A 23,137-nucleotide genomic window follows, 5' to 3' on the forward strand; every position below is an offset into this window, starting at 1 on the left:
ATATGAAGGCGGCCTCAGGATGACCGGCCCTCACCCCGAAGAGGCATGGGCGGGCGGCACGTCCCACCCGGTACCCCACCCAAAAAAACGCCTCAGAAACTGGCCTGGACCCGTCCCACGACCAGATTGCCGGTCCGCCCGAACAGATTGACCCCGCCAGCCACCCCCTTCGACCGGGTGACGATGAAATGGTCGAAATCCAGCATGAACTTGAAATAGCGGTTGGGGTACCAGTTCAGGCCCCCCTGCCAGACCGTCTGCTGGTTGCCGTCAACCCCCGCGCCGCCCTGATCGGCGACATCGGACAGATCCGTGACGCTCCATCGCCCATTGAGTTCCAGCGCGCCCCAATCCCCATGCAGCGGATCGAAATCCCGTTCGACCCCCGGCGCGACAAACGCGGCGATCCTGGGATTGTAGGATCGGGGCCGGCCGAACAGCGTATAATTGGCCGCGACATACCACCCGTCGAAACCCAGCGATGGCAGCGGGCTGGCACCGGCCTCCCGGCGGCGTTCCACGCCGATATGGTAATATTCGCCCTTGAGCAGGAAACGCCGCCAGCGCACCGCCAGTTGCGGACCGGCCGCCCAGATCTGCGCCACATTGGACAACACACCCGAGGTCAGCAGGGACGTCTCGCCCAAGGGCACCTCGACATTGTCGCTGAACGTATAGCTCCGGCCCTTGGCGCTCTGGTTGACCCTGAAGGCGCTGATCGCGCCGGCCCCGACATGGACATCGACATCCCTGCTGACATAGGGCCGCCCGACAATACGCGCGACGCCGCCGGTCTGGCTGTCGGTAATCGTCGTATCCTTGTTGCGGTCGCCGAATTTCTGCCCGGTGAAATAGAGCGCCGCCAGCCACCGATCCTCGTAATGCTCGCCACCGACGCTGAAGCGCGCGACACCGGCCGCTATGTTGCGCGCAAGATCGACGATGGTCGGCCGCTCGAGAAACGCGAACGCCACCGGCCGTTCCGCGCTTTCCTCGTCCATGCGCGGCTGGAAATAGCCGACAGTCAGCGTCGTATGGCGCCACCCGGTATAATTCAGGTTCGCCTCGAACAGCCCGACCGACCCGTCGGCGGTCAGCGACCCGAAATCGGGGGTGACATGCACCACCCAATCCTTGTACCGCCAGGAGAAATACAGCCGCAGCCGGCGCCCGTTTTCGGTAAAGCTGTTGAAATTCCCCCTGGCCTCGCCCGCCCGGGCACCGGTGCCGATAAAACCGCCGATATCCTCCTGCAACAGCATGCCGACTGAAAAACTATACGCCCCGTCATCCGACGATATCGTGGGCCGCCCGGACGGAAAGCCGATGCGCATGCCGCCGATATGCACGCTCTCATCCTTCGCCGTCGCGGCCCTCAATTCCGCCCAGGACGGGATCGGCCCTTCCACCAGGGCCAGCCGGCTTTCCGCCTCCGATCGGGGCCGCACCGGGCCTGCCCCCTGCGGCACGCCGATCATGGGCAACGGCCCGCTCCACCGCCTCGGCATGGCATGGGCCCCATGCGCGGGTACCCGATGCGCCTCCTGCGCCCGCGGCGCGCGGCCCTCGTCGCGGGCGATCCGGGCCTGCAGCACCCTGATCTCGTCGCGCATCTCGCGCTGCATCTCCCGCATTTCGCGCCGCAACGCCGCAATCTCGTCATCATGGGGGGCCGCTCGGGCCAGGCTCGGCAGACCGATGACCGGCACCATCGTCGCCAGAAACAAAGACCGTATTTTCAATAAACTGGACACTATCGACCGAACACTCCGCGCCATTCCCCGCAAGAACGCACCGGATCGCGCAGGTTTCCCGCAATGAATTGCCGGAAGGCTAGTGAGCCACCATGACTCGGTCAACGCCGCCGTATGATTTACACCACGATTTCCACAATCAATCCATGGTTTTATATTCTACCGAAATACAAATGTATATTTTCATGTCTCCGACCGCAGACGACATGCCCGGCCCCGACCGGTCGCGTAACTCCCAAAAAAAGCCCGGTCTCCATCAGGAAGACCGGGCCAGCAGTTTCAATAACCGTTATTGCTTGTTCTTATTCCGCAACGCCAGGGGGCGCCGGCTTCAGCCGAACTGCCCCATGGTGTTATGCGCGCCGCCGGCCTTCAGCGCCGCTTCACCGGCGAAATACTCCTTGTGATCGTCGCCGATGTCCGAGCCCGCCATGTTCTGGTGCTTGACGCACGCGATCCCCTGGCGGATTTCCTCGCGCTGGACGTTCTGCACGTAACCCAGCATCCCCTCCTCGCCGAAATATCTCTTGGAGAGATTGTCGGTCGACAGCGCCGCCGTGTGATAGGTGGGCAGCGTGATCAGGTGATGGAAGATGCCGGCCCGCTTCGACGCATCCCGCTGGAACGAGCGGATGCGCAGGTCGGCCTCCGTCGCCAGTTCGGTCTCGTCATAGCTCTGCGCCATCAGCTTCGCGCGGTCATACGCCGTCACGTCGCGCCCTTCTGCCTTCCAGGCATCATAGACCTGCTGGCGGAAATTGAGCGTCCAGTTGAAGGACGGCGAATTGTTGTAGACCAGCTTGGCATTCGGCACGGCGTCGCGGATACGGTCCATCATGCCGGCAATCTGCTCGATATGCGGCTTTTCCGTCTCGATCCATAGCAGGTCGGCGCCATTCTCCAGCGCGGTGATGCAGTCCAGCACGCAGCGATCCGCACCGGTTCCGTGACGGAACTGGTAGAGGTTGCTGGGCAGCCGCTTCGGACGCAGCAGCTTGCCTTCGCGGGCAATGATCACGTCGCCATCGCGCACGGTGCCGTCGGTCACCTCTTCGCAATCCAGATAGGCATTGTACTGGTCGCCCAGATCGCCCGGCTGGCTGCTATAGGCGATCTGCTTGGTCAGGCCCGCACCCAGGCTGTCGGTGCGACAGACGATCACACCATCTTCCACCCCCAGTTCCAGGAACGCGTAGCGGACAGCGCGCACCTTCGCCAGGAAGTCCTCATGCGGCACCGTGACCTTGCCGTCCTGATGGCCGCACTGCTTTTCGTCCGACACCTGGTTCTCGATCTGGATGGCGCAGGCACCGGCCTCGATCATCTTCTTCGACAGCAGGTAGGTCGCCTCGGCATTGCCGAAACCCGCGTCGATATCGGCGATGATCGGCACGATATGGGTCTGGTGATTGTCGATCTTCGCCTGGATCTCGGCCTCGCGCGCCGCATCGCCGGCTTCACGCGCGGCATCGAGGTCGCGGAACAGCCCCCCCAGCTCGCGGGCATCGGCCTGGCGCAGGAAGGTGTAGATTTCCTCGATCAGCGCCGGCACCGCCGTCTTCTCGTGCATCGACTGGTCGGGCAGCGGGCCGAATTCCGAGCGCAGCGCGGCGACCATCCAGCCCGACAGATACAGGTAGCGGCCCTTCAGCGACCCGAAATGCTTCTTCACCGAGATCATCTGCTGCTGCGCGATGAAACCGTGCCAGGCCCCCAGCGACTGGGTGTACTGCGCCGGATCGGCATCATAGGCAGCCATGTCCTGACGCATGATGGCGGCCGTGTAGCGCGCGATGTCCAGCCCGGTCTGAAAACGGTTCTGCAGGCGCATGCGCACGACATAGTCGGGATTGATCCCGCCCCAGGTGCCCTGCTTGGCCTGGATGATCTGGTTGAGCTTGGCGGTTGCCGATTCCTGATATGACATGTGACGGTTTCCGTTATTCTTGGGAAGCGTGGCGTCACAAGGCTTAACGCCATCACGCCCCATCCCGGAAGGTGGAAACCGGTATTCACGCTGTATTTCTGTAAAGAATTTACAGACAGTAATTTCCAATTGAAAAGTCTTTTTACGCCCTCGGAGCCTGTCTGGAAATGTGGGCTGGTGAGCGAGAGCGGCCCGAGGGCAGATGGCCGGGCGCACCGCCGGGCCATCTGCCCAGGTCAACCGTGCGTCGGCATCGCGAATTCCGCGCCCGAGCGGATACCCGTCGGCCAGCGGGTGGTCACCGCCTTCATGCGTGTAAAGAAGCGCACACCCTCCGGCCCGTGCATATGGTGGTCGCCGAACAGCGAGTCCTTCCAGCCCCCGAAGGAATGAAAGGCCATGGGCACCGGAATGGGCACATTCACGCCGATCATGCCCACCTGCACCCCATGGGTGAACGCCCGGGCGGCATCGCCGTCGCGGGTAAAGATCGCGGTACCATTGCCATAGGGGCTTTCATTGATCAGCGTCAGCGCGCTGTCGAAATCCGGCACGCGCACCACACACAGCACCGGGCCGAAGATCTCCTCCCGATAGATCGTCATGTCCGTCGTCACATGGTCGAACAGCGACCCGCCGATGAAGAACCCCGTCTCATGCCCGGCCACCACATGGGCGCGCCCGTCGACCACCAGGCTCGCCCCCTGCTCCACCCCGGCATCGACCAGCGCACGCACGCGGGCCAGATGCTGACCGGTGATCAGCGGCCCCATCTCGTTGCTGTTATCGCTGCCATGACCGATCTTCAGCGAACGGACCCGCGCGGCCAGCCTGTCCACCAGCGCATCGGCCACCGGCCCGACGGCCACGGCGACCGAAATCGCCATGCATCGTTCACCGGCCGAGCCATAGGCCGCCCCCACCAGCGCATCCACCGTACGGTCCAGATCGCAATCCGGCATGATGACAGCATGGTTTTTCGCCCCGCCCAGCGCCTGCACACGCTTGCCGGCCGCGGTCCCCGTGGCATAGACATGCTTCGCGATGGGCGTGGAACCGACAAAGCTGATTGCTTCGATGCCGCGATGCTCAAGGATGGCATTGACCATCTCCTTGTCGCCCTGCATCACCTGGAACACCCCGTCCGGCAGCCCGGCCTCCCTGAAGATATCGGCCAGCAGCACGGCAGCGGACGGATCGCGCTCGGATGGCTTCAGGATAAAGCAGTTGCCGGTCGCCAGCGCCATCGGCGCCATCCACAGCGGCACCATGACCGGGAAGTTGAACGGCGTGATGCCGGCCACCACCCCCAGCGGCTGGCGCATCGTATGGGCGTCGATCCCGCGACTGACCTGCTCGGTAAACGCGCCCTTCAGCAGCTCCGGCGCGGCGGTGGCATATTCCACCACTTCCAGCCCGCGCGTGACCTCCCCCTGGGCGTCCGAAAGGATCTTGCCATGCTCGGCCGTAATCGTGGCGGCCAACTGGTTCATGCGCGCCTCGATCAGGTCCCGCGCCCGGAACAGGATGCGCGCGCGCGTCAGCGGCGGCGTCTCCGCCCAGGCGGGAAAGGCACGGCGCGCGGCGGCAATCGCCGCTTCCAGGTCGCTCTGCACCCCCAGCACGACCTGCGCCGCCACGGAACCCGTCGCCGGGTTGAACACATCGGCACGCCCCTTCCCGTCGCCCTCGCTATGCCGGCCATCGATAACGTGAGGAATAATCTTCATGATCTTGATCCTTCATATGTATGTCAGTGTTCAGATCTACGGCCCGGAATCCCGGACCAGCGCGTCGCAGGACAGCGTAGCCGCCTCGCGTTTCCGGTCACGCCCCACCGGCAGCGTTTCGGGAACGAAGAAAAGAGTGACGAAGAAGCCGATGACACAGACCACCACCGGATAGAGCAGCCCGGCGAAGACATTCCCGGTAAGATTGACCAGGCTGAGGCCGATCAGCGGCAGGAAGCCACCGAAAATCCCGTTGCCTATATGGTAGGGAATGGAAATCGACGTATAGCGGACCGAAGGCGGAAAACTCTCGACGATAAAGGCCCCATACGGGCCATAGATCATGGCGGCAATCACCACCAGCAGGAACACGGTGGCCGCGACAGGCAGGAAATCGATCGTGCTGCCATGCACGGCGGACCGCAGCAGCATGAACATCGGCAGGTAAAAGACGATTGCAGCCCCCATCCCGCACAGCGACAGAAGCTTGCGCCCGATCCGGTCCGACAGTGCGCCAAAGAGGACGAAGAACGGCAACCCGCACAGCGCCCCCATGGCAACCGCCAGCGTGGCGGACAGGAAATCCACATGCAGCACGCTTTGCAGGAAATAAAGCGCGTAGAACTGCGCGGTATAGAAGGTAATGGCCTGCGCGCAGGCCACACCGAACAGAAAGGTCACGATCCGCCGCGCATTGCCCGGAATCGTGAACGCATCGCGGATCGGCGATGCGGAAAGCTGCTTGTTCTTCTGCATGTCCAGAAAGACCGGCGATTCATGCAGCCTCATACGGATACGAAACGACACGCCAACCAGCACGATCGACACCAGGAACGGCAGGCGCCATCCCCAGGCACCGAAGCGCGCCTCGCCCAGCCCCAGGCGCAGACCCAGCACCATGGCCAGAGACAGCACAAACCCGCCCGACGCCATGGCCTGGATATAGCTGGCCCACTTGCCCCGCTCATGGGCCGGCGCATGTTCTGCAACGTAGGTGGCCGCCCCGCCATATTCCCCGCCCAGCGCCAACCCCTGGATGATGCGCAGCGAGATCAGCAGCACCGGCGCCAGATAACCCGCCATGGCATAGGTGGGCAGAAACCCGATGGCGGCGGTGGAACAGCCCATGATCAGCAACGTGGCCAGAAACGTGACCTTGCGCCCGAACCGGTCCCCCATATGGCCGAAGATCAGGCTGCCGAGCGGCCGGACGGCAAACCCGGTCGCGAAAGTGGCGACACTGATCAGCGTCGCCGCCACCCCGTCCTGCGGCGGATAGAATAATTTCGAAAAGAAGATGGCCAGGCTTCCGTAAAGGAAAAAATCGTACCATTCGATAATGGTGCCGACGCTGGAGGCGAAGACCAACCCATACATCGGGCGGGCGGCAGCGTGCGAATCCTGCATGATGATCGCTCCCGTTTTCTGATACGCTCAGGCCCAGACGCGGCGATAAAGGTCCACGATCTCGGTCGCGGTCGGCACGTGCGGATTATTCGCGGGCGAGCCCGAGGCCAACGCCTGATCGGCCATCAGCGGCAGCAGATTGTCCCAACGGGCAGCATCCAGCCCGAAGGATTGCGGCGACGGCACCCCCAGTTCCGCATTGCGCGCCCGCAGCGCCCCCACCAGCGCCTCGCCGGCCACCGCGTCGGACGCTTCCCGCCCGACAATGCCCATGGCCCGTGCGCATTCGGCATACCGCCCCGGCGCGCCGGGCAGCGACCACGCCGTGATCTCGGGCAGCAGCATCGCGTTGGACAGGCCATGCGCGACATGAAAATGCGCCCCGATCGGCCGGCTCATCCCATGCACCAGCGCCACCGAGGCATTGGAGAACGCCATGCCGGCCTCGAACGCCCCCTCCATCACGGCGGCACGGGCCTCCCGATTGCCGGGCTCGACGCAGCAGGCAGGCAGATGGGTCCAGATGCGCTTCATCGCCGTCAGTGCCAGCGCATCGGTAAACGGGCTGGCCTTGCGCGAGACATAGGCTTCCAGCGCGTGGGTCAGGGCATCGATCCCGGTATCCGCCGTCAGGCGGGCGGGCATCGACAGGGTCAGCTCATAATCGACGATGGCAATCCGGGGCTGATAGGCCGCCCCCATGCACAGCATCTTCTCGTCCGTGGCCTCGTCGGTAATCACCGTCACACGCGTGGCCTCCGACCCGGTACCGGCGGTGGTCGGAATGGCGATGATCGGCAGCCCTGGCGCATCCTGCACGAACGGCGCCTTCAGCCGCGCCGGGGTAGTGTCATGCACCGCCAGCACGCCGACCATTTTCGCCGTGTCGATGGGGCTGCCGCCTCCCAGCCCGATCACGCAATCATGCGCGCCCTCACGCAGCATCGCCAGCGCCGTGTTCACACAGGCCACCGTCGGGTCGGGCACGGTGTCGGTGAAGGCGCGCGCCTCGAACCCCTCCCCGCTCAACAGCGCATGAACCCGCTCCAGCACGCCCGACGCCGCCATGAAACGATCGGTGATGATAAAGGGTGCCCGAAGCCCCGCCTGACGCAACGCCACCGGCAGGTCCTCCAGCGCACCGCCACCGAGGCGCACGAAAGGAGGCAGATAGAAAGCTGTCATGGACAGGACTCCTCGCGGAAGAGAGAGGCTTTGTCCGCCGTTCGGGGCCGCCTCTTCTTGTTGCTGTTGCCCTTGGGTTAACGCGAAAACGCTCACGCGAAAATTAGGCGTTTTCGCCCATGGCCTGTGCAAATCTGCACGACATGGGACAACCCGATGTGCGGGATCATGGGGAGCGACGCGCATGAAGCTGGGACTGGACTGGCGCGACCTGCAGTATTTTCTGGCGGTCGCGCGCGGCGGATCGCTGTCGGTGGCGGGCCGCCAGCTCGGCGTGGACCATGCGACGGTGGGGCGCCACATCCAGTCGCTGGAGCAGGCGATGGACGCCTCGCTGTTCGAACGGCACCTGCGCGGCTACGCGATGACACGACAAGGTGAACGGCTGCTGGCGGCGGTCGAGGGCATGGACAAGGAAGCCGGCCGCATTACCGAGACCGGCGAAGGCGGCCTGTCCGGCACGATCCGCATCAGCGCGCTGGAAGGATTCGCCAATTTCTTCCTCGCCCCCCGCATCGGCCTCCTGCTGGCCAACAATCCCGGCCTGACGGTGGAGATGGAAACCATCCAGCAGATCGTCTCCCTCGCCCGCCGCCACGCCGATATCGCCATCACGCTGACCCCACCCAACGGCAACCGCTTCACGGGCGAGGAACTGGGCGAATACAGGCTGTTCATCTACGCCAGCCCCGACTATCTCGCCCGCCACGCCCCCATCCGGACGCGCGAGGATTTGGCGGAGCACATGTTCGCCGGTTACGTCGACGAACTCCTCTTCACGCGCGAACTCGATTATCAGGGCGCCATGGGCATTCCCGCGCGCGCCGTGCGGATTCAAAACTCCAGCATCCACGCCCAGATGGAGGCCGCCTGTTCCGGCCTCTGCCTTGCCGTCCTCCCCGCCTTCGTCGCCGCCACCCGCCCCCGACTGGTGCGCATCCTGCCCGAGACGATGACCCTGCGCCGCATCTACTGGCTGGCCACCCGCGCCGACGAACGCGGCACCCGCCGCATCCACCATCTCTGCGCCCTGCTCCGCCGCGAAGTGGAGAAGGAGAAAGCCCTGTTCCTGGGCGAGACGTAAAAAATTCATCCGCACAGGCGGGAAAGCTGCCGCTCCGGGCTTTATCGCACCGCCCGAACCGTGACAAAACGCGGCGGCCCCTCACCCATCAGGAGCACATCATGGAATCGCAAGCCCCCGCCCCACAGGCCAGCGTCGCGTCCGCGTGTCAGCCGGTCCTGTTCCTGCCCCATGGCGGCGGCCCCTGCTTCTTCATGGACTGGCCCGACACCTGGGACCATATGGCCGCCTATCTGCGCGGGCTGGCCGCGACACTGCCCCGCCGCCCCGACGCCATTCTTGCCGTCTCAGGCCATTGGGAAACGGACGTGCCGACCGTCACCTCCGCACCCCATCCGCAACTGATCTACGATTATTACGGCTTCCCCGCCCACACCTACCGGCTGCGCTACCCCGCCCCCGGATCGCCGGAACTGGCCGCACGGGTGCGCGCGCTGCTGGACGCGGCCGGGATCGCGAATGCCGAGGACCCGGCACGGGGTTTCGACCACGGCGTCTTCATCCCCTTCATGCTCGCCTTCGAACAGGCCGATATCCCGATCGTGGAACTGTCCCTGCGCCGCGACATGAATGCAAAAGCCGAAATGCAGGTCGGCGCAGCACTGCGCCCCCTGCGCGACCAGAACGTGCTGATCGCCGCCACCGGCATGACCTACCATAATCTCGCGCATTTCATGGCGCCCGACCCGGCGTCCGACGCCGCCGCGCGCGCTTTCGACAATTGGCTGGCGCTGGCCGTGGAAGCACCGCCGGAGCAACGGCGCGAAGCCCTTCTGCACTGGGACCGCGCCCCCGGCGCCCTGCAATGCCATCCCCGCCCCGAACATCTGCTGCCGTTGATGGTCGCGGCTGGGGCAGCGGGACAGGACCGCGGGCGGCGCGATTACAGCGACACCATCATGGGCAAGGCCCTGTCCGGCTTCCGTTTCGGCTGATCCGCCCCCTCAGAACGTCGCCGTCAGGCTCAGATTGTAAGAGCGCCCCAATCCGGGCAGCGCCCCCAGCACGCCCGTCGCCTTGTAATCGCCCAGCGAAAGCCCCCCGAGCGGCAGATCATATTTCTGGTCCAGCACGTTATCGATGCTGGCATCGAGCGTAAGATTCCGCCACCGATAGCTCCCGCCCAATTCCAGCAATGCATAACCCGGCGTGCGCGGCTCATGCCGCAGCCAGTCGACCGTGTCCTTGGCCTTGACCAGCGTTACCTCGACGCGACCGGTCCAGTTCTCATAAATCTCGTGCAGCGCAATCGTACCGTTGGTCGGCATCTGATGATAAAGGCCGGAATGCGTCACCAGATCCTGCCCGCGCACCCAGTTAAGGTTGGCCTGCACCTCGCCGGTACCGAACGCGTCGCTCCGCCATAGCCGCGCAAAGGCCGAGCCGTTGATGCCGTAGCTCTGCGCATCATGGTTGACGAACTGCAATTGCGACAGGCCGTTCGAAAGCGCCCCGATACGCATCACGTTGATATAACGATGCGTGTATGTGTAGTAGGGCTGGATTTTCACCAGCCACGCCTGATCGCGCGGGTCATGCCACGTGATCGTCATGCTGGCGGTATTGGCAATCTCGGGTGTCAGGTCCAGGTTGCCGACATAGCCGTTCCCGTCGCCGAACCAGCCGATCATGCTGCTCGCCATCGCCCCCCTGCCCCAGGCATAGCGTTCGTACAGATTGGGCGAGCGCGTCTTGCGCGCATACCCGCCCTCGATCATCAGACTGTCGAGCGGATGCCAGCGCACCAGCGCCGTGACATCGAAATTGGTATCGGTCCGCCCGCGCGAGGCCGCATTGAACCGCCGCGCCGCCATGATATCGGCCATGCTCATCATCCCGGTCCAGGAATAGGGCGCGACCGGGCCGGTATTCATCATCACCAGGTCACTGCGCATCCCCAGTTCGGTGGACAGGCGCGGCAGCCACTGCGCCTTCCATTCGATGTAATGGCCCAGCCGGTCCCGATACCCGTTATTGACGTTATGATAGGTATTCGGCCCCATCATCATGCTGCCCGCCAGCGGCGGCCACCAATCGTTCAACCCGTTATGGTCGAACGAACTCCCCAGGCCCAGCTCATGGCGCCGGCCAAGCGGAATCGTCGTCTTGATCGCATAGCCCGCCGTCCGCGCATCGGTATTCATCGGCATGCCGGTCGAGGCCGTATGCCCACCCTTGTCCGACATCATGTCCATGACATGATCCACCCGCTGCCAGAATCCCCGCGCCTCCAGCGTGCCCCAGTCGAAATCGCCCTTGTACTTGCCGTTCACGAAGGTCGACCGGTTGTTGGTCATATCCATGTATTGATTCGGGAAACCCTCATACGGAATATCCTGCTGCCCGACCGTCAGCGCCAGCAGATGATTGTCCTTATGCACGCCCAGCGTGACGGCATGGTTGAAGCTCAGATAACTGGTCGACCGCACGCGCGGCCCGTCACCGCCGGCATGGTAATCGCTGGCATGGCTGTAGGAGCCGGTATAGCGCAGGCTCAGCAGGTCGTTCGCCACCGTCACCGACCCCGACGCGCCGGACCCGCCTCCATTGCTGCGATAATCCCCCCGCAGCCGGCCGGTGACGAGAAGCGCCCCGGCCTTGGCAAATTGCGGATCGCGCCGCTCGACCGAGACCGTCCCCCCGGTACTGTCGCCCCCCTGGCTGACCGAGGTGATCCCGGCGGTGGCGATCGCCGACGCCACGCTGTCCGGATCGATATAGGACATCGCCGGATTCATGTGATTGGGACAGGCTGAGGCAATCCGCATCCCGTCCACAAAGGTCGCCACCCGGTCATCCGCCATCCCGTTCAGCACCGGCAGCGCCGACACTCCACCGGCCGCATAACTGCTGAACCCCAACGCATGAGACAGCAGGGCGCTCGTATCCGCACTATGTCCCGCCGGCCGCCGTACGCCGTTGACGGTAATGAACTCGCCCGCCGCTCCGGCAGACGAGGATTGAGAGGATATCGGCGCGGACACGGCCTGGTCCGCCCAGGCCGGAACAACGGCCAGCCCGCCGGCGACGGCCCAGCCGCACGCCACGGCACCGATCCACAAGGACCGGACATGATCTGTCATGACAGAAACCTGATCTGAGAGAGAGCAACAGCCCACGGGCCACGCGCACCGGTTTCCCCGTACGCAGGCCATGGGCGCGTCGTGCGCGGAGACGGTTCAGGATCGTACACGCCATCCCTTGCGGGCATGCGGCGGCACGATCGCTGAAAAATCTCTCAGATCGTCAGGGGCGGCCCAATGGCCGGGGGCCGCAAAAGGGCCCGCCGCATCGGCGGCGCACGCGGCCGGGCCGGGCTGTAGCGCACCCGCACCAGCCGGTGCAGGAGACAGAGTGCCGCCAGTACCACCGGCAGCACAACCAGCGACAGGTGCAGAAGCGGGCAAAGCGGGCAGGCATCATTGTCCGGCGCATGGTCATGCGACCGGTCGCCCGGCCCCGGCATGCCGGCCATCGCCATGCCGGGCATGTCATCACACATGTCGGACGCGGATGGCGGCGTCAGATGAATGCCCGTCAGACGCTCCAGCGTGGCCCGGGGCATCTCGCCGGGCAGCGCGCGCGCCTGAATGCCCAGCAAGCCGAGATAGCCGCACAGCACGAGCAAGGCGACCGTCCAGCGGCCCCATCCCGGCCGCTCCTTCCTGATCGCGTCCCGCCCGTTCACGGTCCGGCCACCTCGTTCGCTGCAAATCCGCCGCCTATCCCCTAGCGCCGGACAGGCAAAAGACGCAAGCACGACCGGGGGCGAACGCCGTCCGCCCGGCCGCCGCGATGATTATTTCTTCGCCGGCTGCGCCGAAGACGCCGGGGCGGTCGGCGCCAGGGTTTCAATGAAATCCTGCGAGACGAAGACAATTCCGTCCAGCGCCTGGTCCAGCGCCTCGGCCGCCTGCTTCGGCTGCCGACCCTCGACGAACACCGTCGCCCGGTTGACCGCGCCTTCCATCTGGTCCAGCGGCGCCAGCGCGACGATGAAATCGACATCCTCGCCCACGACCTGCATCGTCTGGGCCGCGGCCTTGCTGTCGCCTGCCTTCAGCTGGGCGTTGGCCGACGCGACCGCCGCCTTCTTCTCGGGCGCCAGAATGTCACTGGCGATGAACTCGCCACCCACCGGCACCCAATCAGTCGGCGTCGTCACCGGCCGATGCGTCGGCGGCAGCGGATGCTGCGGCGCGGGCTGAAGCGCGCTTTCCGCCGCGTTGTAGCGTTTCTCGGCCTTGCGGGCGGCCTCCAGCCGCTTCTGCGCGTCATAAAGGGGCGGCACCGCCTGATCCACCTTCCCCTGCGCGACAAGCTGCCGGGCGGTTACGATGTCCGACAGCGCCCGCTCTCCATCATTGGAGAGATGATGCAGCGCACGGCCGGCCTTGAACTTCTCCCATGCCGCATGCAGCGGCGCCGCATGCACCAGCGAGGGCACGGCACCCAGCGCGGCAACCACCGCCAGCGAGGTCACAATCCGCATATCTGACATCCTTCTCGTCGGTTAGAGTCATTTTCAACATAATGTTGCTGGCGATCGGAGGACAAGGCAGGGCAGGAATGCGCCTGGCGATTATGAAATTTAAAGAATACCGAACCGTTCCCGGTGCGCGCCGACGACAGGACCCGCGCGCCCCTCCGCTGCCCTGCCCGATGCCGTGGTGCTGGGCCGGCAGCAACTGGCCCGCCTCTCGGCGGCCTTCGCCGGGCTCGATGCGCGCACTGCCCGCCATCGCCAACTGCGCGCCCCAGCACAAGGCCCCTGAACGAATCAAAGTTTTTTGGTTCTTTTTTCAAAAAGGAACGTCAAACATCCCTCGGCGGCTCTGCCGGCAACCGCCAGTCGATCGGCGTCAGCCCATGGCTGACCAGAAACGCATTCGCCTTGGAAAAATGGTGGCAGCCAAAGAACCCGTTATGCGCCGATAGCGGCGACGGATGCGCCGCCTTCAGCACCAGATGCCGCGACTGGTCGACAAAGGCCGCCTTGCGCTGGGCATAGGCCCCCCACAGCATGAAGACCGCCGGCGTGCGCTGCTCGTTGACGCGGGCGATCACCGCATCGGTAAACTGCTCCCATCCCCGCTTCTGGTGCGAAGCCGCATTCCCCCGCTCCACAGTCAGCACGCTGTTCAGCAGCAGGACACCCTGCTTCGCCCAGGATTCCAGATAGCCGTGATGAGCCGGTGGAATACCCAGATCGCTCTGGAGTTCCTTGTAGATATTGACCAGCGACGGCGGAATGCGCACGCCGGGCCGCACGCTGAAGCACAGCCCATGAGCCTGACCATCGCCATGATACGGGTCCTGGCCCAGGATCACGACCTTGACGTCATCCAGCGGGGTCAGGTCCAGCGCCCGGAAATATTCCGCCCCCCTGGGGAAGATCACCTTGCCGCGCCCCTTCTCCGCCAGCAGGAAATCCTTCAGCGCCTGCATGTAGGGCGCATCGAATTCGGGGGCCAGCGCCGCCTTCCAGCTATCATCGAGCTTGATCGTCATGGCGGCATCAAGCGACGCCGCGTGGCAAAAATCAAGCAGGCTGCCCGCCCCCGCCATGAAGGGCAGGGGCGGAACAGGGTCGGACACCGATCCGGTCAGGGGGCAACGTCCACCAGCACGATCTCGGCATCCTCCAGCGCGCGCACCGTCAGCACGTCGGTCTGGGAAATCGCCGCCCCATCACGCGTGCCGACCGTCCGGCCCTCGATCTCCACGCTGCCCTTGGCCGGGACCAGATAACCCAGCCGTTCCACACCCAGCCGGTATTCCGCGCTTTCCCCCTTCTTCAGGGTCGCGCCCAGAACCCGCGCATCGGCATGGATCAGCAGGGCATCGCCCGCCGTATCGGCATCGTAGCCCGAGGCCAGTGCCACGAACCGCCCGCCACGCTCACCCCTGGGAAAGGTCCGCGTGCCCCACGAGGGCGCATGCCCCGCCCGGTCCGGCATGATCCAGATCTGGAAGATGCGCGTCCTGCCGGCCTCGCGATTATACTCGCTGTGCATGATGCCGGTGCCGGCCGACATCACCTGCACGTCGCCCGCCTCGGTGCGCCCCTTGTTGCCCAGATTATCCTGATGCGTAATGGCCCCTTCGCGCACATAGGTGATGATTTCCATGTCGCGATGCGGATGGGTGCCGAAACCGGTCCCCGGCGCAATGGCGTCATCGTTCCACACACGCAGCGCACCCCAGTGCATCCGGCGCGGATCGTAATAATCCGCGAAGGAAAAATGATGTTTCGCATCGAGCCACCCATGGTCGGCATGGCCCAGTTCCGCGAACGAACGAACCTCGATCATCGTGATCCCTCCAGTCTGATGTTTCTGGACGGACCCTACGCCCCCGCCGCAGCACTCCGATACGGCAGGAAGCGAAACCCTTCGTTTCCGGATTTTCCGCCCCCGGAGCCTGCCGGAGCCCCCCGTCTGGACGGGCACCGGCAGAAAATATATGGAAAGAGACCCGTCTGACCGTTTCCAAAAAGGCCGCTCTTCATGCGACTGCCCGATTTCGAAGCCTGGGCCATCTTCGCGAAAGTGGCCGAATGGGGGTCGTTCGCACGCGCGGCGGAGGACATCCAGCTGTCCAAGCCCACGGTCTCGAAGGCCGTAACCCGGCTGGAACAGGCGCTGGGCGCCAGCCTGTTCAACCGCAATTCGCGCCAGTTATCCCTGACCGACATGGGCCGCCACGCCCTGGGCCATGCCAGCCGCATCATCGCGGAAGCCGAAGCCGCCGAGGCCCAAGCCAGGGACGGCACGCTGAAACCCTCGGGCCAGATCCGCATCGCGGCGCCGATGACATTCGGCGTCAAGCACCTCTCGCCGGTCCTGCCCGCCTTCCTGCAACGCTATCCCGACATCGACCTCACGCTCGATTTCAGCGACGCGATCGTGGACCTGGTGGCCGAGGGCTACGACATCGCGCTGCGGATCTCCTCGCTGGCGGACTCGTCGCTGCGGGCCCGCCGGCTCTGCGCGGTCAGGCTGCTGCTGGTCGCCACCCCCGCCTGGCTCGATGCGACGGGCCGGCCGACCCACCCGCGCGATCTCGAGGCCCACAAGAGCTTCGTCTACACCAACACCTCCGCCCCGGGGACGATCCGCCTGCGCCATGCGCCGTCCGGCAAGGACTACGTGCTGTCCCAGGCATCCCGCCTGCGCGCGAACAATGCGGAAGGCTTCCTGCCGGCACTCGAAGCCGGGCTGGGCTTCGGCCTGTTCCCCGAATTCATGATCTGGGACAGTCTTCAGGCCGGATCGCTGGAAATCATCCTTCCGGAGTGGCAGGCACCGCCGATCGCGCTCTACCTGGTCACCCCCCCCAGCCCGCTTCGCCCCGCGCGCGTCAACGCGCTGCTGGACTATTTCGTCGACGCGTTCGCACTGCCACCCTGGGCCCGACAGGACGATCCGCCACCCGCATAGCCCCCGCGCCAAGCCTTGAAACAGCCCCTCACCGCCTTCTGTCGAGCCGGGCGCCCGTAGAGATAACCCTGCACCTCCCGGCACCCTTCCGCACGGACCAGCGCAAGCTGGTCCTCGGTCTCGACCCCTTCGGCGACGATCCTCACCCCCAGCCGCTTGCCCAGATCGGCAATGGCCCGGACCACGGCGGCACATTCCGACCGCTCCAGCGCATCCCTGACGAAGGAGCCGTCGATCTTGATCTTGTCGAACGAGAAGGTCCGCAGATGGGCCAGCGACGAATAGCCGGTGCCGAAATCGTCCAGCGAAACGCGCCCCCCCATCTCGCGCAGGGCCAGCAGGTCCTGGAAACCGCGATGCTCGTCGCCCAGCGGCGCGGTTTCCGTCACCTCGATTTCCAGCCGGGTCAGCGTAACGGCGGGGCCGTTGCAGACCATTTTCAGCCGTGCTGCCGCACGATGGCCCTCAGCGCGATCGCCAGATCCTCCCTTTCAAGAACCTGCATGTCCGCCCGGCGCAGCAACACCGGCACAAGGCGGACCGCCCGCGCCGGATTGCGCGTCCATGCACGCAGAAACGCCGCCAGCCGCCGCGCAACAGGCACCGGCAGCGTGCCATCCGCCATGGCCTCGCGAATTTCAAGGACGCACATCCCCCGCACCGTGACGGCCATATGGGACGCGAAATAGGCAAAAAGCCGCTCACCCGGCACATCGCGCCCCGTGCGGACCGCACGGACCATGCTATCCGCGTTCGTCATCAGCCAGGCGCGCGCCGAGGGCACGCTCCGGCCGGTCGCCAGCCCGGACAATCGCCGCTCCGCCCAGGCCATCGTGCGCCGCAGATGTTCGTCGGGCCGGAAAGGCAGGACCAGCCGGAACATCGCCCCCGCGAAGAAGACCGCAGCCAGAAACGCCATCGTCCCGTTCAGGAAGGCGCTTTCGTCATACCGGCCGGCATTGGACGGCCCGATCAGCACCGGAAGAAACATGTTGAAGGAAAAGGCATGGTTGACCAGGCGCGGCGTACGCGCGGCCAGGCCACCGACCACCATGGGCACCAGCAGGCAGAAGGCCAGCATCTCCGGCGCGGTCACCATCGGCACGATCAGCAGCACATAGGCGCCCGCGACAAGGGCACACCACATCGCCCCACGCGCAAAACCGGCCGAGGCCAGCACCGGCATCTCGCGCGTCGCCAGCAGCCCATAGACCAGCACGACATACGCAATGAACCCGATCCCCGACGGCCAGGCCGTGACATACCAGACGACCGCCGCCGCCAGCACACCCGCCGCCACGCGCGCGCCATTCCGCAGCCCCTGCGTCGCCTGCCGCACCGAACGGGCGCGAAACCGAAAACGATCCCCCGCACGGGGTTCCGCAATGGCATCGATATGCCGCGCCCCGGCATCCAGCGTCCGCCGCACGGCATCCCACGGCGCACCGGCCCGCCGCCGCGCCACGGCGGCCAGCAGATCGGCCAGCGCCGCGCGGGCATGGTCGGCCACCCGTCCGGCCGCGGGGCCCATCTCCAGCACGTCGAATTCGATCCGGCCCGACGCCGCCATGATATCCGCCAGCAAGGCACTTTCCGTCGCCGGCCCGGGCACAGCCCCCTGCCAGCTCTCCAGCCCCTGCCGGGCCGTCGCGGACACGCCGCGCAGGCGCGCCAGCAGCGCCCCCCGCGCCCGCTCGCGCAGGCCGGGCGAGAACAGCATGGCCAGCACCGCCTCGCAGAGAATACCGAGCGCGATATACGTCCCCCGCGCCATCGCGATAAAGAAGGCATCATCGGGCGACGCGATACCGTCCGTGGCGACGATGGCGGCCGTAAAGCTCGCGACCAGAAAACCGTAGCTGCGATAACCGTCGAACACCGTCGCCAGCCCGCAGCACAGCCCGGCCCACAAAGCGAGGCAGATAAAGAACAGCCCCGCCTCCTGCGGAAAGGCGGCAATCAGCGCCACCCCCACGCAACACCCCACGGCCGTACCCGCCAGACGCCAGCGCGCCTTGGAAAACGACTCGCCGCGCGAGGCCGTCGCCACGGTCCAGACAGTCAGCGGCGCCCATTGCGGGCTGCCCAGCTCCATCCACATCGCAATCAGCAGCGACAGGATGGCCGCGCACGACGTCCGGAGCGCAAACCCCAGATCGGCCCGCGAGGGCGCGAACAACCAGCTCCATCGCCCCCCGATCACGCCCGCCCCCACCTTCCATTCGGCGGCGGACAGTGGCCGGAGCCATGGGCGGCGTCCAAGTCATTCTCGTGATCAGGTGATAAAGGTAGCTTATGATCCGGGAGAGAAAGCTCTCTTCTTTTGTCTTCCGAAAAAGAAGCAAAAAGACTTTTGATCCGTTCAGGTCCATCGCGTGCCCCAGCAAAAAACTCCAGAACGAATCAGAGTTTTTTGGTTCTTTTTTTTCAAAAAAGAACATCCTTCCTACATGGTCAGCACATCCGTCAGCACAAGGCTGGACGCAACCTGCCAGCACCGCGCCATCAGCGCACTGGTCATCGTCTGCCGCACCCGCACCAGCCCCACCGAAGGCGTCGGCGACGGATCGAGCCGCCGGACCTGAAACGGCACGCCACCGGTGCGGGACGGCAAGGCCGCCACCGGCAGGATCGACGCCAGACGCCCCGCCCGCAGTTCCACGTGCAACAGTTCCAGCGCATTCGTCTCGAACCGCACATCGGGGGTGCTGCCCGCCTCCGCGAAACACCGATCGACGATCTGGCGGCTGCGCATCGAACGATCCAGCAGGCACAACGGCAATCCGGCCGCCTCGCTCCACGCGCAACGCACACGCCCCGGCAGGGTAATACCCGGACCACCGACCAGCACATGCTGCTCGACATAAAGTTCGTGGACCTCGAACGACCCGCCGGCCGGCAACTGGTCGAGATAGACGATACCCAGCCCGAAACGCTGTTCGGCCAGCCCGCGCAGGATGTCGCCATGCGCCGCGACGGTCAGCTCCAGATGCAGCGCCGGAATGGCGGCACGCAGGCTCTCCATCAGCAGCGGCGCCAGTTGCTGGGCCGGCGGCATGACGCCAATGGCCAGGCTGCCACCCGCGACCTCATGGGCAAAACCGGCCTCCTGCCGCAAGCCGTCGAGCGCCGCGAGGCTCTGCCGCGCCCAGGCCAGCACACGCTCACCCTCCGGCGTCAGGCCCAGCACCCGCTGCCGGCGGCGGATGATGGTCACCCCCAGCTCATGCTCCAACTGCCGGATCGCCGCCGAAAGCGCGGGCTGGGACACGCCGCAATGCTCCGCCGCGCGCGAGAAATGGCGAAACCGATCGAGCGCCACGAGATAGGTCAACTGCCGGAGAAACAAGACGCCCTTCCTTCACATTGCGAAACGTCCCGTTCTCCTCGCGGAATGCGCTCGCCCCCGCAACCCCGGCCGCACCAGGCATCTGCCCGGAACATGGTCTCAGTCCGTAAAGCCGGCATTAAGGCCGCGCGTCAGGGCGATGACCCGCGCGCCGTCGCCTCGCCGGTCGGCGGGCAGACGAAGCTGGATTTCCATCAGGTCATTCGTGGCGCTCAGATGCGCCACTCCTTCGATCGGATCGCCATCGCGCCTGAGCCAGCTTTGGGTACCCATGCCCTCTGCGCCCGGTGGCGTCGTATACGCGATATCAGCCGGCCCGCGCGCGGTGATAATGTCGGCCGGATAGGGCCCGGCGGGGAAGTTGCCGGCAGGCTCGATTCCCTCGGCGACGACCTGTCTGACGAAGGCAGCGTGCTCGGGAAACATCCTGGCAATCACCCGCGCGACCGCGAAACGCCCACTGGTATCGCCACTGGTCGCGGAGACCTGGATAGCCGGTCCGGTGACATGCGCGTCTTTCGAAAGACCGGCGGAGGACGACAGGCCGGGCGCCACCAGAAGATACGATCCGGCAGACCCGTACCGTTCAGTACACGTCCAGCCGACCGGCGCGACCGCCGCCAGATCCTGTGCCTCATAAACTGCGTATCCCGCAGGCAGGCTGGCGGGGAGAACGAATTTCGGGTCCGGCCGCGCTGGCGCCGCAATCGGGCCAACCTGACCGTCCGCCGGGCAACCGACGAACCGGACCGGCGCCGCCATGGCCCGGCATCCGCCCGATACGGCACAGGAGATCACCAGCGAAAACAGCCAGACAGCACGAAAACATGTTGGAAAGGTAGACATTCCTGCCTCGCATCGGAAGCGTGTTCCGCTACAATACGTCAACACCCCCTGTCTTGAAATATCGCCGAATAAAAATAACTTGGGGGCTGACATAGGTAAGCGATTTACCTGGAACGCTCCGCTGGCAGGTTAACCCATTGGGTGAGGATTTTCACGAGCTTCTCGGGCGAATGGTGATTGAAGCGCCATTCACATTCCGCGAGGAAGAGATGGAAGTTTTCCGGGGTACTCCATTGTATCGCCGCAAGTGGCGCTTGGCCGGGCTCCAGAAATTCTCGATGCCGTTGATATGGTTCCTGCCTTCAGCGAATCGCATGCCGCGATGTATGCGACGATGATGGAACTCCGCAACGTCGAGTTTGTCATATGCCTGCCATGACGCGCTGCGGCATGGGCGGAAGAGCCGGCTCGCGCTCAGGCGCCAGACAGGTCCAGATCAGCCCATAGCGCTCGGCCGCCGGATATCCCGGCCATGTTCCCGTACCGCCCGATCGCTGAAGTCACCAGTTGGTGAAGACAGCCTCTCACGATCCGGTGAAGCGCGGCACGCCATGAACCGTAACCCAATGGTTCAGAAAATATTTCTCGATTCCGGCAAAACTCATTCGAATAAAACATAATTTATATTCAGACCGGCATCTCTTGTCCTTCCCGCATGACAATGCTGAGAATGGCGCCACCGACGATGTTTTCATGCATCATGAAATAATAACAAAGAATCGGCTAACGATACCATGTCCCTCACGGTGACTGCCTCCTCTCGCGCACGCTCCTGTCCGGACAAAAGGCCGTTTGCAGCAAATCCATTTTCCGACGCCTTCCACAACAAGGCGTCCGATATCCGCAACATCATCAACGACCGGATATCCCTCGCCGTCTCACTGCTCGTGGCGCTGCTCTGCATGGCCGCATCCACCAGCCTCGGTGCGCCCATCAACCCGGCCGTGGCAACCACACAGGTGAAGCAGAAGCGCCCGCTCGCCGAAGACAGGCTGAACCCGCTCTTCGACGGAGAAAGCCTCTCCACCCTGCTGGCGCCCGCGGACGACGCCCTGCGCGCCGGCGACCCGAGCGCCGATTATTTCGCGATCGACCGCTCCTCGGGCAATTTGCTGCCGCAGGCCCTGCCATGGCGCCGATGGCTGAGCCGGCGCGGCTTCACCTTCGACATGATCTACAAGGCCGAAGGCATGGCCAATATCGCGGGCGGCCTGTCCCAGGGCATGGATTATGTCCATGACCTGCGCGTGACCATGCTGTTCGACCTGGGCAAGCTGCTGGGGCTGGACGGATGGTATGTCCACGGGCTGGTCATGAACCGCGAAGGCCGCCAGGTCGGCTGGGACCATGTCGGCGAACGCAATGTCCTGCTGACCGAATTATGGAGCATCCACGGCCCCGCCGCCGCGCGCCTGGCCGATCTGTATGCCGAGAAATCGTTTCTCGGCGACCGGCTCAACCTCAATATCGGCCGCATCGCGCTGACCCACACCTACGGCACCTCGGCGCTGCTGTGTACGTTCATGATGCAATGTTCCGCACCGATGGCCATCCGCGAACCGCCGGGCTGGAGCGTCTATCCCAAGACCTCATGGGGCGGCACGCTGCGCTTCCGGCCGCTGCGCGACCTGACATTGCGCACCGGCATCTACAAGATCGCCCCCAAGCCCGAGGACAATACCGGCTGGGCCTGGGCCAGCGAAACCACCACCGGCATCCAGACACCGGTGGAACTGACATGGGAACCCTTCTTCGGCCCGCACAAGCTCGTCGGCCACTACAAGTTCGGCTACGGGCACGACACCTCGCCCTATGCGGACATGATCGGCACCGTGCCGGCCATCGACCGGGGAACGATCCGCGCCCATGCCGGCAAGCCACGCGACACGTTCTATATCGAGGCCGACCAGATGATCTATCGCACCCAGGGCACCAGCCAGATGTCCGGCGGTTACCTGATGGCCGGCTACATTCACAATACGCCGAGCATCTCCACCTTCGCCGACGAATTCTATTTCGGCACCGCGCTGCTCGGGATCGTGCCCGGGCGCCCCTTCGACCGGCTGGGCCTGATGTATTCCTATTACCAGATGAGCCCGCGCCTGGCCTACGGGCAGCGGCTGCGGCAGGATGCCGGCCTGCCGCTGGGCCCCTACGTCACGGGCCCGCAAACCCATTCGGCGGTGCTGGAGGCCTATTACAGCATGCCCGTGCTGCCGGGCCTGATCGTCTACCCCGAATTCGAATATATGATGCGCCCGGACGAAACATCGGTCATTCCCAATGCCACGTTGGTCGGCATCAAGATGATCGCCAACCTGTAGCCCCACCACACCGGCTGCAATCGCCGGAATATGATCGCATGGCCTCGGTAAAATAAAAATTAGGCGCATCTTCGCCAAACCGATGCTCT

Annotated in this window: 19 protein-coding genes; 5 read left to right on the plus strand and 14 right to left on the minus strand. The window is 64.8% G+C overall.

Annotated elements, in window-relative coordinates; translation table 11 throughout:
* Nucleotides 1-92: 92 nt before the first annotated feature.
* Nucleotides 93-1,712, minus strand: coding sequence for an OprO/OprP family phosphate-selective porin (locus tag HLH29_RS12595; protein ID WP_182967312.1), 1,620 nt, complete (start codon nucleotides 1,710-1,712; stop codon nucleotides 93-95).
* Between HLH29_RS12595 and HLH29_RS19905 the strand changes: the two genes are divergently transcribed.
* Complete coding sequence (locus HLH29_RS19905) at nucleotides 1,699-1,821, plus strand: hypothetical protein (RefSeq protein WP_275944182.1); 123 nt, start codon at nucleotides 1,699-1,701, stop codon at nucleotides 1,819-1,821. The two genes, HLH29_RS12595 and HLH29_RS19905, sit on opposite strands and share 14 nt — an antisense overlap.
* A 264-nt stretch (nucleotides 1,822-2,085) precedes the next feature.
* On the opposite strand, the gene HLH29_RS12600 is transcribed toward HLH29_RS19905, so the two are convergent.
* The 4 genes from HLH29_RS12600 to HLH29_RS12615 form a co-directional block, all read right to left on the minus strand.
* On the minus strand, nucleotides 2,086-3,681 hold the full coding sequence (locus HLH29_RS12600; RefSeq protein WP_182967314.1) for an isocitrate lyase: 1,596 nt from the start codon (nucleotides 3,679-3,681) through the stop codon (nucleotides 2,086-2,088).
* A 236-nt stretch (nucleotides 3,682-3,917) separates the two neighbouring features.
* The gene (locus HLH29_RS12605; protein ID WP_182967316.1) at nucleotides 3,918-5,411 is read right to left on the minus strand and encodes a CoA-acylating methylmalonate-semialdehyde dehydrogenase; all 1,494 of its coding nucleotides are present in this window, start codon (nucleotides 5,409-5,411) and stop codon (nucleotides 3,918-3,920) included.
* Between the two features lie 36 nt (nucleotides 5,412-5,447).
* On the minus strand, nucleotides 5,448-6,818 hold the full coding sequence (locus tag HLH29_RS12610; protein ID WP_182967318.1) for an MFS transporter: 1,371 nt from the start codon (nucleotides 6,816-6,818) through the stop codon (nucleotides 5,448-5,450).
* Nucleotides 6,819-6,845: 27 nt separating this feature from the next.
* Complete coding sequence (locus HLH29_RS12615; RefSeq protein ID WP_182967320.1) at nucleotides 6,846-8,003, minus strand: iron-containing alcohol dehydrogenase; 1,158 nt, start codon at nucleotides 8,001-8,003, stop codon at nucleotides 6,846-6,848.
* Nucleotides 8,004-8,187: 184 nt separating this feature from the next.
* On the opposite strand from HLH29_RS12615, the gene HLH29_RS12620 reads away from it, so the two are divergent.
* Together HLH29_RS12620 and HLH29_RS12625 are read left to right on the plus strand one after the other, a co-directional pair.
* Nucleotides 8,188-9,087, plus strand: a complete 900-nt coding sequence (locus HLH29_RS12620) for a LysR family transcriptional regulator (RefSeq protein ID WP_182967322.1) — start codon at nucleotides 8,188-8,190, stop codon at nucleotides 9,085-9,087.
* A 101-nt stretch (nucleotides 9,088-9,188) separates the two neighbouring features.
* Entirely contained in the window at nucleotides 9,189-10,022 is an 834-nt protein-coding gene (locus tag HLH29_RS12625) for a DODA-type extradiol aromatic ring-opening family dioxygenase (RefSeq protein WP_182967324.1), read from the plus strand.
* Nucleotides 10,023-10,031: 9 nt separating this feature from the next.
* On the opposite strand, the gene HLH29_RS12630 is transcribed toward HLH29_RS12625, so the two are convergent.
* The 5 genes from HLH29_RS12630 to HLH29_RS12650 all read right to left on the minus strand — a co-directional run bounded on the left by HLH29_RS12630 (nucleotide 10,032) and on the right by HLH29_RS12650 (nucleotide 15,401).
* Nucleotides 10,032-12,170 carry a TonB-dependent receptor gene (locus HLH29_RS12630; protein ID WP_182967326.1) on the minus strand — a complete coding sequence of 713 codons (2,139 nt, stop codon included), beginning with the start codon at nucleotides 12,168-12,170 and terminating at the stop codon, nucleotides 10,032-10,034.
* A gap of 155 nt (nucleotides 12,171-12,325) precedes the next feature.
* Complete coding sequence (locus HLH29_RS12635) at nucleotides 12,326-12,775, minus strand: DUF2946 family protein (protein WP_338030236.1); 450 nt, start codon at nucleotides 12,773-12,775, stop codon at nucleotides 12,326-12,328.
* Between the two features lie 111 nt (nucleotides 12,776-12,886).
* On the minus strand, nucleotides 12,887-13,579 hold the full coding sequence (locus HLH29_RS12640; protein ID WP_182967328.1) for a YfdX family protein: 693 nt from the start codon (nucleotides 13,577-13,579) through the stop codon (nucleotides 12,887-12,889).
* 323 nt (nucleotides 13,580-13,902) lie between these two features.
* Nucleotides 13,903-14,685, minus strand: coding sequence for a uracil-DNA glycosylase (gene ung, locus HLH29_RS12645; RefSeq protein ID WP_456305429.1), 783 nt, complete (start codon nucleotides 14,683-14,685; stop codon nucleotides 13,903-13,905).
* Between the two features lie 8 nt (nucleotides 14,686-14,693).
* Complete coding sequence (locus HLH29_RS12650) at nucleotides 14,694-15,401, minus strand: pirin family protein (RefSeq protein ID WP_182967330.1); 708 nt, start codon at nucleotides 15,399-15,401, stop codon at nucleotides 14,694-14,696.
* A gap of 195 nt (nucleotides 15,402-15,596) precedes the next feature.
* On the opposite strand from HLH29_RS12650, the gene HLH29_RS12655 reads away from it, so the two are divergent.
* Nucleotides 15,597-16,529 (plus strand): LysR family transcriptional regulator, encoded by a 933-nt coding sequence (locus HLH29_RS12655; protein WP_182967332.1) that lies wholly within the window; start codon nucleotides 15,597-15,599, stop codon nucleotides 16,527-16,529.
* Here HLH29_RS12655 and HLH29_RS12660 read toward each other — a convergent pair.
* From HLH29_RS12660 to HLH29_RS12675, 4 genes are all read right to left on the minus strand, one after another.
* Nucleotides 16,466-16,966 (minus strand): EAL domain-containing protein, encoded by a 501-nt coding sequence (locus HLH29_RS12660; protein WP_182967334.1) that lies wholly within the window; start codon nucleotides 16,964-16,966, stop codon nucleotides 16,466-16,468. The two genes, HLH29_RS12655 and HLH29_RS12660, sit on opposite strands and share 64 nt — an antisense overlap.
* 2 nt (nucleotides 16,967-16,968) lie before the next feature.
* Nucleotides 16,969-18,732 (minus strand): FUSC family protein, encoded by a 1,764-nt coding sequence (locus HLH29_RS12665; protein WP_338030237.1) that lies wholly within the window; start codon nucleotides 18,730-18,732, stop codon nucleotides 16,969-16,971.
* A 243-nt stretch (nucleotides 18,733-18,975) separates the two neighbouring features.
* Nucleotides 18,976-19,878 carry a LysR family transcriptional regulator gene (locus HLH29_RS12670; protein WP_182967336.1) on the minus strand — a complete coding sequence of 301 codons (903 nt, stop codon included), beginning with the start codon at nucleotides 19,876-19,878 and terminating at the stop codon, nucleotides 18,976-18,978.
* Between the two features lie 99 nt (nucleotides 19,879-19,977).
* The gene (locus HLH29_RS12675; protein ID WP_182967338.1) at nucleotides 19,978-20,640 is read right to left on the minus strand and encodes a hypothetical protein; all 663 of its coding nucleotides are present in this window, start codon (nucleotides 20,638-20,640) and stop codon (nucleotides 19,978-19,980) included.
* 986 nt (nucleotides 20,641-21,626) lie between these two features.
* Here HLH29_RS12675 and HLH29_RS12680 point away from each other — a divergent pair.
* On the plus strand, nucleotides 21,627-23,048 hold the full coding sequence (locus tag HLH29_RS12680) for a carbohydrate porin (RefSeq protein ID WP_246374213.1): 1,422 nt from the start codon (nucleotides 21,627-21,629) through the stop codon (nucleotides 23,046-23,048).
* The last annotated feature ends 89 nt before the right edge of the window (nucleotides 23,049-23,137 follow it).

The organism is Gluconacetobacter tumulicola (assembly GCF_014174215.1).
In the GTDB taxonomy this organism is placed as follows: Bacteria; Pseudomonadota; Alphaproteobacteria; order Acetobacterales; family Acetobacteraceae; genus Gluconacetobacter; species Gluconacetobacter tumulicola.